Origin of the sequence: Nonomuraea aurantiaca (assembly GCF_020215705.1) — a bacterium.
GTDB lineage: Bacteria > Actinomycetota > Actinomycetes > Streptosporangiales > Streptosporangiaceae > Nonomuraea > Nonomuraea aurantiaca.
The window spans coordinates 103000-114700 of record NZ_JAIWNB010000007.1; the positions used below are offsets into that span (position 1 = coordinate 103000).

Sequence of the window (11701 nt, forward strand, 5' to 3'; positions counted from 1 at the left end):
TTCAAAAAAGATGTGTGCTTGACGGTTTCCTGGGCCAAAGTTATTTTGTGCGCATGATCAGGAAGAAATCACGGAAGCGTACGTTATGAGGAGGCCGTTCCGCAGTCGGCGGCACGTGCTCACCACCCTCTTACTCGTGGCGGCGACCCTGGCCACAGGCCAGGGCGCCGCGTACGCCGACTACCCCGGCGACCTGTGCAACGAGGCGGCGCAGGACGACATCGTCACCGTCAGCGGCGAGATCTGGGAATGCGCCTACGACGGGGACATCGACGACTACATCTGGAAGCCCACGTTCGAGGAACAGGGACCGCCCGACTACTGGATCTTCAGCTACGGCTGGGCCACGTCCAGCGCGGGCAGCTACGAGCACGGCACCCGGTCACGGGTGGAGTTCCTGCCGGACGGCGTGCACACCGGGGCCGACGGCTTCTCCTACCGCAACGGCAACCGGTGGCGCACTACGCAGATCAGCGAGAGCCTCCTCTACTACTGGGACGGCGGCACCTGGGTGCAGTGCGGCGGTACCGGGCAGGTGTCGGGCTCGTCGTCCTTCACGTTCGCCCCGACCTGGGGCTGGGGCGGTGCCTGCGGCGAGAACCGCTACTACGCGACGACCGCCTGGTCGTGGCAGTGGACCGGGTCGGCGTGGAACGGCTCCTCGGCTTGGTCGGGTTTCCTCTGGGCGCCGTGCCGGGGGTGCCTGGCGGCGGCGGACCCGCCACCGCCACCTACGGGACGGCCCTCGGCCGAGCCGCCCGCGCCGCCGATCGGGCCACCCGGACGCCTGAAGCTGCGCCCGCCGACCGGCACGACCCCGGAATCGATCCGGATGTGAGGCGCGGCTGGGCGGCGGCCCGCTGAGCCTGGCCCGCCATGCAGAACGCCGCCACCCGGCGGGGTGGCGGCGACCTCTTCGGCGAAACGGGCTCTGGCCTCCGCCCTTTCCATCCGGTCGAGCCTGGGCGGCGTGATGGCCACCCGGGTGCCGCCCTTTTCGGAGACCTCGTAGACGGCTCCCTGTCCGCCGGAGCCGAGCCGTCCGCAGAGCCGGTAATCGCCCACCTGCCGGTCAGCTCCTTGGGCGAATGGTGCTTGAACCATCGAGCCCCCCGCTTTCGATGGAGGAAGCCACCACGCGCGCCTCGGGCCGCAGGTGGGATCCAGCGTAGATCGGGTGGCGGGCCGGGCACCTCAGGGCCCGACCAGGGGATAGCCCTAAAGCGGCACCACATCAGGGCGGTCCTTCGAGCCCCGGGTCGGTCGGCAACCGCTGTTCGCAGGGCCGTGCTGTCCTGCACGGGTCGGTCGGCACCGCTGGTCGGCGGGCCATGCTCCCTTGTACGGGCCGTGTTCTCCTATAGGGAGGTCCATCTCGATCGACGATGGAGGCGCGATGCCCGCAGGATCGACCGACCACGACGTGATCATCATCGGTGCCGGATTCGCCGGCCTGTACATGCTCCACCGCCTGCGCGGCCTCGGCATGGCGGCCCGCGTCCTGGAGGCGGGCGGCGGCGTCGGCGGCACCTGGTACTGGAACCGCTACCCCGGAGCCCGCTGCGACGTCGAGAGCCTGCAGTACTCCTACTCCTTCGCCGACGACCTCCAGCGCGAATGGACCTGGAGCGAGCGGTACGCCACCCAGCCCGAGATCCTCGGCTACCTCGACTACGTCGCCGACCGCTTCGACCTGCGCCCCGACATCCAGCTGGACACCCGCGTCACGGCCGCCTCCTGGGAGGCGCCCGGGGCATGGAGGGTCGAGACCGGCGGTGGCGAGCGTCTGTCGGCCCGCTACCTCGTCACCGCGGTCGGCTGCCTGTCCGTGGCCAACCTGCCCGTTCTGCCCGGTTCCTTCCGGGGGCCGAGCTATCACACGGGACGGTGGCCGGCCGAGGGCGTGGACCTGTCCGGGCGGCGGGTGGCGGTCATCGGCACCGGCTCGTCGGGCATCCAGTCCATTCCGGTCATCGCGGAGAGCGCCGAGCACGTGACGGTGTTCCAGCGGACGCCCAACTTCAGCGTCCCCGCGCACAACGGACCGCTGTCGCCGGAGTACGACCAGTGGTTCAAGGCCAACCACCAGGACCTCCGCCGTCAGCTGCGTACCTCCCACAGCGGTCTCCTGGTCAACCCGAACCCCGACTCCGCCTTGGCGGTGACGGAGGAGGCGCGGGGGCGGGAGTTCGAGGCGCGCTGGGAGCGTGGCGGCCTGGGCTTCCTCGGCTCGTTCTCCGACCTGATGATCAACGAGGAGGCGAACAGGACGGCCGCCGCCTTCGTCCACGGCAAGATCCGGGCCACGGTACAGAACCCGGAGGTGGCCGAGCGGCTCCTTCCCGGCGGCCACCCCATCGGAAGCAAGCGTCTCTGCGTCGACACGGGCTACTACGCCACGTACAACCGCCCGAACGTCACGCTCGCCGACCTCAGGACCGCGCCCATCAGGGAGCTGACCCCTGGCGGCGTGCGTACGGACGAGCGTGAGCACCCGGTGGAGGTGATCGTGTACGCGACGGGGTTCGACGCGATGACCGGGCCGCTGCTGGCCATCGACATCCGGGGCGAGGGTGGCCTGTCGCTGAGGGAGAAGTGGCGGGCGGGACCCAGGAGCTACCTCGGGCTGATGAGCGCCGGTTTCCCCAACCTGTTCACGATCACCGGGCCGGGGAGCCCGTCGGTGCTGAGCAACATGATCGTCTCGATCGAGCAGCATGTGGACTGGATCGCCGAGTGCCTGGACCGGTTGGGCGGGCGGGCCATCGACGCGGATCCGCAGGCCGAGGACGCGTGGGTGGAGCAGGTGAACGAGATCGCGGCGCTGACGCTGTTTCCGCGGGCCGGCTCCTGGTACATGGGGGCGAACATCCCCGGGAAGCCTCGGGTCTTCATGCCCTATGTCGGTGGGGTCGGCGTATATCGGGATAAATGCAGTGAGGTGGCCGCCAAGGACTACCAGGGATTTCTCCGCGGCTGAGGGGTCACCCGGCCCCTCGGTCACCCGGCCCCTCGGCCACCCGGCCACCAGGTCTCTCGGTCTCTCGGTCGCCCGGCCCGCCTCGCCGGGAGCGGTCGGGGGCTGGTGATGACCTGGCCGCTCACCAGGTCATCACCGATGCTCGGATCAGCTGCCGGCGATCTGCTCGCCCGCGTAGTCGAGGAGCTTCTCGGCGGTGCTGAAGCGGCGCGCGTCCTGGTCCCCGAGGAGTACGCCCACCACCTGCCGGCCGCCTCGCTCGCCCGCGAACAGCAGGCAGTAGCCCGCCGCGCTCGTATAGCCGGTCTTGACGCCCAGCACGCCATCAGCCCGCGTCAGCAGTTTGTTGGAGTTGTGCCAGGTGTGCGCCCGGTGCGCGGACGTCTTGGCCACCTTGTGCACAGTGCGCCCGACGACCGTCTTGAACGTCGTGTCACGGAGCGCCGCCTGTGCCAGCTTGGTCTGGTCGACGGCCGTGGAGTAGCCGCCGCCGCTGGGTACGGGCAGGCCGTCGGCGTTGGTGTAGCGGGTGTCGGCCAGGCGCAGCCGATTGGCCGCGGCGTTCATCTTGGCGACGAATGCCGCGTTGCCCGGCCCGTACGTCCTGGCCAGCGCGTTGGCGGCGTCGGCCCCCGACGGAAGCATGAGCCCGTACAGCAGGTCCCTGACCGTGAGCCGCTCGCCCTTCTTCAGCGAGGCGGTGGTGCCGCCGTACTTGGTCGCGTGCTTGACGTCAGCCGCGGTGATCGTGATGGTGTCGCCCAGTTTGGCCTCGCCGAGCACCACGTACGCCGTCATCACCTTGACGAGGCTGGCGACCGGGACGCGGCTCGTCTCCCGCTTGTTGAAGTGGATCGTTCCCGCTGAATCGACCACATACGCGGACTTTGCCGCCACAACGGGCGGGTCCGCCGCCTGCGCGGCCGCTGCGGGCGACGAGATCCCCACGACCACGGCGAGTGCGGCGCCGCCGATGAAACCCCCAATATGCATGCCGACATGGTCGCAGGTGATCATCGCTTAGTATGCCGAACTCTGTCGCAACTTAGGGACACTCAGGCGGCCGGCACCTTGTCCGCCCGCTTCTTCCGGCGCCACACGACGAACGCGATCGCCCCGCCGACGAACAGCACCGCCAGGACCGCCGCGGTGATCGGCGACCGCGCGGCGACCTGGAGCCAGGCCCAGACCAGCGCGCTCAGGCCGAACCACCACATGGGCGCCCAGGTCAGGCAGCCCAGCGCGCTGGCCACGAGGTACCAGGGGTAGGAGACGCGCAGGGCCCCGGCGACCCACGGCAGCGTGTGCCGGAGCATGGGCACCCAGAAGCACCCGTAGACCGCGAACGCGCCCCACTTCTCCACGACCCGCTCGACCTTCGCGATCCGCTCGCGGCCGAGGCGGACGCCGATGCGCGAGTCGTAGAGCTTCTCGCCGAGCCTGCGGCCGATCCAGTAGTACGCCTGGAACGCGCCGAACAGGGCGATGATCAGCACGATCCCCAGCCAGATCGGCCCCACGGGTTCGATGGTGATCGCCAGACCTCGCATCAAAGGACCCCACACCCCCGTCGCGTGCTTTAGGTCAGCCTTACCTTAGTTCAAGGGGCGAGCCGTCGCCACAGCAGGGTGCAACTCGCCGACAACCAGGGTTCAACCACCTTCGCGTACCACTGTAGGTGAGCAAGAAGGAGTGTTGATCATGGCAACGAGAAGCACCGCGGTTCTGGCCTCCGGCACGGCCAGCACGGCCAAGCTCTTCGTGGCGGCCCTCGCCTTCACCGGAGCCTATGTCGGTTTCTCGGCCTACGACACCGCCGCCTCCGCGCCGGACCCGGCGCAGACGGTCACCCTGTCGGCCCGCGAGCTGCCCATCACCTCCCCGACCACTCCCCGGACGCCCCAGGCCGCCGAGCCGGGCAAGATCAGCGTCAGCGCGCTGCCGGGCGAGGCCGGGTGTGTCAAGACGTTCGTGGCCCGCAGCGCGGTGGTCAACCCCGAGCCCGACCACACCGTTCTGTACGACTGGCAGCTGGCCCGCTGGAACCCCGGCACCAGAACCTGGCACCCCTACTTCGTCCTCTACGACGGCTTCGCCGGCGACAGCAAGACCGTGCGGTGGACCCCCAGCATCTCGAACAATCCAGGCTGGTATCGCGTCGAGCTCACCGTCGAGGGCTCCAAGACCATCAAGAGCGAGCGCTTCCAGGTGAGTTGCTGACCGACCGCCGCGCCGCCTCCACCCAGCGCGGCACGCCGACCCGCTCGGCCACCTCCAGCGCCTTCTCGTAGTGGGCCCGCGACGCGTCCGGCTGACCCAGCCGCACCGCCAGGTCGCCGAGCGTCAGGGCCACCGGCCAGAGCGCCACGACCCCGGTGCCGGCGCCCGCGATCCGGTCGGCGAACGGCTTGAGCTTGTCGTAGCAGTCGATCATCCGTTCGCGGTCGTCGAGCAGCATCCCGGCCAGCGCCCGCCAGGTCATCGCCAGCTCGTACAGGAAGTCGGGCCGCACCGGCGGGCGGACGGCGGCCACGGCCTTGGCGTCGGCCACGTGCCCCGCGGAGGCGAGCGCGAGGGCGTAGGCGTCGAGGGTCCACTTCGCGCCCCGCTGATGGGCCGCGGCGAGCAACTCGACCGTCTCGGCCGCCCGGCCGTCGACCAGGTGCAGGCAGAACGTGGTGATCAGCGGCAGGTCCTGGCGGCCCTCCAGCATGCCCGCGCGCTCGGTCATCCTGGCCGCGTCGCCGTAGGCCCGCTCGGCGCCGCGGTAGTCGCCGGCGATCATCAGCCGCTGACCGGAGTACCAGGCGCAGACGGCCGCCGGCGCCGACAGGTCGTACTGTCTGGCCAGCCGGTCGGCCGCGGCGGCGTGCTCGTCGGCGACGGCGAACTCGCCGCGGGCCGCCGCGCATTCGAGCAGCACCAGGTGGGCCAGCGCCTGCGTGGCCATCTGCCCGGAGCGCTGGGCGACCTCCAGCAGCTCGCGGCCGATGCTCTCGCGGGTGTCGACCGCCGGGATGTCGTAGGACTGGCGCAGCCGCCCGCTGAGGGCCGCCGCGAGCAGCGTCGGGTCGCCGCTCTGCCTGGCCAGCTCCAGCGCCTCCAGCGACGCCTGCCGCCCCCGCTCGGGCGAGGAGGAGCCCTCCAGCTCCAGCGCCAGCGTGGTGAGCAGGCTCGCGCGCAGCGTCTGCTCCCCTTCGGGGAGCTCCATCAGCGCCTTCTCGGTGACGTCGACGATCTCCCACGCGGTGCGGGTGAAGTCGCGGGCCATCCCCTTGTGCGGTACGGCGAGCGACGCCGCCACCCGTGCGGTGATCTCCAGGTCGCCCAGCGGCAGCGCGGAGTCCATGGCCTGGCGGCGCAGCAGCCGCGCCGCGGTCATGTCGCCGCACAGCGCCAGGGCCCGGATCTGGCGGAGCATGAGCTGCAGCCGGTCCTTGGTGTCGCCGCCGGTGCGGTCGAACGCCGCGATGGCCTGCTCCCACAGCGTGGCGGCCTCGCGGTGCGCGAACCTGCGCTCGGCCTGCTCGGCGGCCAGCCCGGCGTAGTGGACGGCCTTCTCGGCGGCGTCGGCGAGGAAGTAGTGGTGCGCCAGCGCCGCCACGTCGGACGGCGTGCGCCGCTCGATGACCGCCGCGACCGCCGCGTGCAGCCGGGTGCGGCGCAGCCGCGACGCGTCGGAGTAGATCGTGTCGCGCACCAGGTCGTGATCGAACCTGAGCAGCCCGGGCCCCGGCTCGGTCACCAGCCCGGCCAGCAGCGCCGCCTCGACCGCCTCCACCACGGCGTCCTCGTCGCCGGCCACGTCGACCAGCACGTCGACGTCGACGTCGCGGCCGATCACCGCCGCCTGCAGCAGGATCTGCTGGGCCCCGGCGGGCAGCCGGGAGATGCGCCGCCGCAGCACGTCGCGCACTCCGGAGGGCACGCGTGACAGCACCTCGACCGCGCTGGCCCGGTCGGCCGCCCCCTCGGAGTCGAGCAGGCGTACGGTCTCGCGCACGAAGAACGGGTTGCCGCCGGTGCGCTCGACGATGGATTCGACCGCGTCCTCGTCGATCTCGCGCACGCACGTGGCCCTGACCAGCTCGCCCACGGCCTTGGGGTCGAGGCCGGACAGCCCGACCCGCACCGGGCCGAGCCGGGCGAGCGCGGCCAGCACGTCGGACTGGCGGTCGTCGAGCTCGCTCTCCCTGCAGGTGACCACGAGCAGCACCCGGCTGGTGGCCAGCAGGCTGGGCAGCGCGCGCAGCAGCGCCAGCGTCTGGTCGTCGGCCCAGTGGAGGTCTTCGAGCGTGAGCAGCACCGGCGCGCGCCGCGCCACCCCCGCTAGGTAGCCGCCGACCGCCCGGTGCAGCCGGAAGCCGCCGGACACCTCGTCGTCGTCGGGATCGGGGTCGGCGTCGTCGAGCAGCGGCGCCAGCAGCTGGGCGTATTCGCCCGCGCCGGTCATCCCCACCAGGGCGCGCAGGATCTCCACCCACGCCCAGCCCGGCGGTGTCGCGCTGGAGTCGGGGCAGGCGCCGGAGGCAGTGATCCAGCCGTCGCCGGTGAGCTTGCCGTCGAGCTGGCGCAGCAGCGTGGTCTTGCCCGCGCCCGCGACGCCCGCGACGATCGCCACCTGGAACCTGCCGGTGCGGGCGGCGGCCGTGGTCAGCCTGGCCAGCTCGGCGTCCCGGCCGACGAACGGCTCGGGCTCCAGCGGCGGCGGCTCGACCGGGGCGGCGGCGGGCCGGGGTGGCCAGGTGTCGGTGGGCGTCTGCACGGGCCTGGACGGGCGCGGCGCGATGCTCAGCTCCAGCTCGGGCGCCTGGGCCAAGATGTCGGACTCCAGCTTGCGCAGCGCCGGCCCCGGGTCGATGCCCAGCTCGTCGGCCAGGATGCCTCTGGCCCGGCGCAGCGCCGCCAGCGCGTCGCCCTGCCGGCCGCAGCGGTAGAGGCCGAGGCCGAGCAGCCGCCAGCCCTCCTCGCGCAGCGGGTGCTCGGTGGTGAGCGCCTCCAGGTCGGGCACGGTCTCGGCGGGCAGGCCGAGGCGCAGCCCGGTGTCGGCGTGCCGCTCGCGCGCCACCAGCCGCAGCTCGGTCAGCCTGTTGACCTCGGCCTCCGCCCACTGCTGGTCGGCGAAGTCGGAGTAGGGGGTGCCCCGCCACAGGCCGAGCGCCTTCTCCAGGCGGGCGCGCGCGGACTGCGGATCGCCCTCTTCGAGGTGCTCGCCCGCCGCCCTGACCAACTGCTCGAACTTGAGCGCGTCGACCTGGTCGGGCGCCACCCGCAGCGCGTAGCCGGAGGCGACGGTCACCAGCAAGCGGTTGGGCCCGCCACGCGGACGGCCCGGCTCCAGCACCCGGCGCAGCCGGGAGATGTAAACCTGGAGCCCCGACTGGGCTCCCTTGGCCGTGTCGTCATCCCACAAGTCGTAAAGGAGCGTGTCAACCGGCACGACCTGACCTCTGGCCACGAGAAGCCGGGCGAGGACGGCCCGCTGCCGCAACCCGCCGAGGTCGAGTTCGTCGTCGTGTTCGTACGCCTCGACTGGCCCCAGAACTCGGAACGCCACCATGTCAGCCGCCACGCTATGCGGGCTTCCGAATCAGGCACAAGGGCCGTGATTGATTAACGCCTGTTCGGTTTGGGATTGTCACTAGGGGGCCTTCGAGATCGCGGACGGGGGCTCCGCGTCGGCGTTCCTGGCGTTGCGCCTGCGCAGTAGCGCCCACGCGCCTAGAGCGAGGCCGCCGAACGGGATCTCGATAGTGTAAGTCCAGAAGCCGAAAAGCAGTGCGGTCGCCGTCGCCGGGGCGGGTGCCACGCCGAAGGCGTAGAGCAGGGCGGCCACGCCGCTCTCCATGATCCCCGCGCCGCTCGGCGTGACCAGCGCGCTGGTCAGCACGCGCGACAGGGCGAAGACGGCGATCGACTGGGCCAGCCCTGGATAGGCGCCGGTGGCGTGCATGCAGACGACCATGATCGCCCACTGGAAGCCCAGGAAGAAGATCATGGCCAGCGACAGGCCGATCGAGCGTGACCTCACGATCTCGGCGGTGTCCTTGCGCAGCCGCTCGAGCGCCTCGGAGGCGTGGAACTTCAGCCTGAGCAGGCGGACGAGGAAGTCGAGGCCCTTGCCCAGGAGGGCGGCGGCGCGGTCCCAGTAGAGGGCGGCGGCCACGATCACGCAGAGCGCCAGGATCGACACCGCGCCCACCCAGCCGGCCCTGGCCACCGTCGGGTTGGGCGCCTTGCCGGCCGCCAGCAGCGCGATGATGCCGACGGCGGGCAGGATGAATCTGAACAGGGTGTTCCAGATGCCGCTGACCAGGGTCATCACCACGATCGAGCGGTTGGCGAACCCCCAGCCCCTGGTCATCGCGAACGTCAGCGCCACCCCGGCCGCGCCGCCGAACGGCAGCAGGTTGCTCACCGCGCTGCCCGCCGCGTTGAGCGAGAGCGCCTGCAGGTTGTTGAGACCCGGCAGCGAGTTGGTGAGCACGAAGGTGTAGGCCAGCAGGCTCAGCAGCCAGCACGCGGTCATCAGGGCGATCGTGCCCACGCTGAGGCTGTGGAAGAGCGCGCCGATCTCTCGCCAGGACACGGGCTTGCCGGTCAGCGTGTGGACGATCTGCGGCAGGTAGACCACGAGGGCCAGGGCCAGCGCCAGGGAGAGCGCCGACAGCGTGATCTGGAGCCATCTGTTCTTCATCGGGGTCCAGTCTGCCGGTCGCGGGGGCGGCCCGGATCATACTGGAGAATCATTTCGGCCATTGGTCCAGAGGATGACTGAGGCGGGTGCCGGGTGGAAGGTCACGCCGTACGTACCACTCGGTGCCGAAGACGAGCCGGTAGAGCGGGCCGGGCACCTTGAGCATCACGGCCAGCGTGCGGTCGCTGTCGCCGCCGGTCGCCTGGGAGGCGTGCGCGGACATGGACGCCCGCTTCTGTTTCGCATATTTCCGGACATTTACCCGGTGGGTGATCGTCTCACTCGCCGAATAGGCGCTCTCGAAGGTCCGTACGTCGAACTCGGGCGGGAACCGGTAGAACTTCCCCGCCAGCTTCAGCAGCCTGACCAGCGGGTCGCGGTTGACCGTCGCCTCCAGCACGACCGCCGTGCCCGCGATCTCCGCCGCGCGCCGACCCACCCGGTGCACCTGGACGTGGTCGGGATGGCCGTAGCCGCCCGCCGGGTCGTAGATCGACAGCAGGTCGGCCCGCTCCTCCTCCAGGATGGCGGCCAGCTTCCCGGCGGCCTTCTCGGAGTCGGCGTCGATGAAGGCGTCGTCGGGCCGCTCCTCGGCGCTGCCGCCCTGCGGGCTCAGGCCCGAGTCGCCATAGCCGAGGCACTCGACGCGGGCGCAGCCGAGCAGGGCCGCCGACTCGTACAGCTCCTTCAGCCGGGTCGCGCGCAACTCCTCACCGGGCCCCATCTCGGCCAGGCCGCGCTCGCCGGCGGTCGCCACCACGAGGACCACGCGGTGTCCCTCGGCCGCGAGCATCGCCATCGTGCCGGCCGTCAGCAGGGCCTCGTCGTCGGGATGGGCGTGGAAGAACACAGCGGTACGTGGAGGCACAACGCCCAGATTAGTCTGGGAGGGGTGCGGATCTTTCACGTGAGTGACTGTTACCTGCCGCGACTCGGGGGGATCGAGGTTCAGGTCGCCGACCTCGTGCGTACGCAGCGCGAGGCCGGCCACGCCGTCGATGTGGCGACCGCGACCCAGGGGGAGGCGCTGCCCGGCGTGCACCGGATCGTCGCCAGGATGCCCTTCGACCTGCCGGTCCACCCGTTCGGAGTGGGACATCTCAGGCGGCGGCTGACCTCCTCGCGGCCCGACGTGGTACACGTCCACATGGGCGCGGTCTCGCCGTTCGCCTGGATGGGGGTGCGGGCCGCGAAAAGGGCCGGAATTCCCTGTGTCGTGACCGTGCACAGCATGTGGGATCCCGTCACGCGCGGCGTCTACCGGTTGCTGCGCCTGGTCTACGGCTGGCAGAGCTGGGGGCTGGTGGCCACCACGGTCAGCAACGCGGCGGCGGCCCCGATCCGGTCGGTCGCGGGGGAGGGGGTGCCCGTGCACGTGGTGTCCAACGGCCTCGACCTGTCGGGCTGGCGGCTGTTCTCCGGGTCGCCGCCGGAGCCGCGCGAGGAGGTGCACATCGTGGCCGTGGGCCGTCTGGCGCCGCGCAAGCAGCCGGTCCGGCTGCTCAAGCTGCTCGACATGGTGCGCTCCCGGGTCCCCGCGGGCGTTCCGCTGCGCGCCACGGTGATCGGCGACGGCCCGGCCCGCGCCCAGATGGAGCGCTACCTGGCCAGGCACGGCATGACGGGCTGGGTCTCGCTGCCGGGACGCTACACCCGCGAGCAGATCGCCAAGGTGCTGGAGTCGGCCGACGTGTTCGTGGCGCCTGCGCCACGCGAGTCGTTCGGGATCGCCGCGCTGGAGGCCCGCGCCGCCGGGCTGCCCGTGGTGGCGCGGGCGCAGAGCGGGGTGGCCGACTTCGTCCGGCACGGCACGGAGGGGCTGCTCGGCCGCAGCCTGGGCGACCTGGCCGCCGCCGTGGCCCGCCTGGCCACGGATCCCGAGCTGCGGCAGCGCATGATCGCCCACAATCGCGCCGTCCCGCCGTCGGCGGGCACCTGGCCGACCGTCCTGGCGGGCTTCGACCGGGCGTACGCGGAGGCCATCGGATAAGCAGTCTGGGTCAGGCGGGCTGTTCCGTGCTGAC

9 protein-coding genes are annotated in these 11701 nt (G+C 71.4%); 4 read left to right on the forward strand and 5 right to left on the reverse strand.

Annotated features, from left to right (window positions below; genetic code table 11):
- The first annotated feature begins 136 nt into the window (after window positions 1–136).
- Both LDL49_RS18640 and LDL49_RS18645 read left to right on the forward strand, forming a co-directional pair.
- Window positions 137–838, forward strand: coding sequence for a hypothetical protein (locus LDL49_RS18640; protein ID WP_225292357.1), 702 nt, complete (start codon window positions 137–139; stop codon window positions 836–838).
- Between the two features lie 558 nt (window positions 839–1396).
- Window positions 1397–2980 carry a flavin-containing monooxygenase gene (locus tag LDL49_RS18645; RefSeq protein WP_225292358.1) on the forward strand — a complete coding sequence of 528 codons (1584 nt, stop codon included), beginning with the start codon at window positions 1397–1399 and terminating at the stop codon, window positions 2978–2980.
- Window positions 2981–3127: 147 nt separating this feature from the next.
- On the opposite strand, the gene LDL49_RS18650 is transcribed toward LDL49_RS18645, so the two are convergent.
- On the reverse strand, window positions 3128–3973 hold the full coding sequence (locus LDL49_RS18650) for a D-alanyl-D-alanine carboxypeptidase family protein (protein WP_225292359.1): 846 nt from the start codon (window positions 3971–3973) through the stop codon (window positions 3128–3130).
- A 62-nt stretch (window positions 3974–4035) separates the two neighbouring features.
- Complete coding sequence (locus tag LDL49_RS18655; protein WP_225292360.1) at window positions 4036–4530, reverse strand: DedA family protein; 495 nt, start codon at window positions 4528–4530, stop codon at window positions 4036–4038.
- Window positions 4531–4681: 151 nt separating this feature from the next.
- On the opposite strand from LDL49_RS18655, the gene LDL49_RS56975 reads away from it, so the two are divergent.
- Window positions 4682–5200 carry a hypothetical protein gene (locus LDL49_RS56975; RefSeq protein ID WP_263655226.1) on the forward strand — a complete coding sequence of 173 codons (519 nt, stop codon included), beginning with the start codon at window positions 4682–4684 and terminating at the stop codon, window positions 5198–5200.
- Here LDL49_RS56975 and LDL49_RS18665 read toward each other — a convergent pair.
- From LDL49_RS18665 to LDL49_RS18675, 3 genes are all read right to left on the reverse strand, one after another.
- The gene (locus LDL49_RS18665) at window positions 5169–8540 is read right to left on the reverse strand and encodes an ATP-binding protein (RefSeq protein WP_225292361.1); all 3372 of its coding nucleotides are present in this window, start codon (window positions 8538–8540) and stop codon (window positions 5169–5171) included. The genes LDL49_RS56975 and LDL49_RS18665 overlap by 32 nt on opposite strands.
- 81 nt (window positions 8541–8621) lie before the next feature.
- On the reverse strand, window positions 8622–9677 hold the full coding sequence (locus LDL49_RS18670) for a lysylphosphatidylglycerol synthase domain-containing protein (protein ID WP_225292362.1): 1056 nt from the start codon (window positions 9675–9677) through the stop codon (window positions 8622–8624).
- 49 nt (window positions 9678–9726) lie between these two features.
- Entirely contained in the window at window positions 9727–10545 is an 819-nt protein-coding gene (locus tag LDL49_RS18675) for a PIG-L deacetylase family protein (RefSeq protein WP_225292363.1), read from the reverse strand.
- 39 nt (window positions 10546–10584) lie between these two features.
- Here LDL49_RS18675 and LDL49_RS18680 point away from each other — a divergent pair, with 39 nt between their 5' ends.
- Entirely contained in the window at window positions 10585–11667 is a 1083-nt protein-coding gene (locus LDL49_RS18680) for a glycosyltransferase family 4 protein (protein ID WP_225292364.1), read from the forward strand.
- Window positions 11668–11701: the final 34 nt, after the last annotated feature.

Bases quoted from the DNA above. Each gene is read 5' to 3' on its own strand.
- LDL49_RS18645 (WP_225292358.1), top strand. From the start codon at position 1,397: ATGCCCGCAGGATCGACCGACCACGACGTGATCATCATCGGTGCCGGA.
- LDL49_RS18650 (WP_225292359.1), bottom strand. From the start codon at position 3,973: ATGCATATTGGGGGTTTCATCGGCGGCGCCGCACTCGCCGTGGTCGTG.
- LDL49_RS18655 (WP_225292360.1), bottom strand. From the start codon at position 4,530: ATGCGAGGTCTGGCGATCACCATCGAACCCGTGGGGCCGATCTGGCTG.
- LDL49_RS56975 (WP_263655226.1), top strand. From the start codon at position 4,682: ATGGCAACGAGAAGCACCGCGGTTCTGGCCTCCGGCACGGCCAGCACG.
- LDL49_RS18665 (WP_225292361.1), bottom strand. From the start codon at position 8,540: ATGGTGGCGTTCCGAGTTCTGGGGCCAGTCGAGGCGTACGAACACGAC.
- LDL49_RS18670 (WP_225292362.1), bottom strand. From the start codon at position 9,677: ATGAAGAACAGATGGCTCCAGATCACGCTGTCGGCGCTCTCCCTGGCG.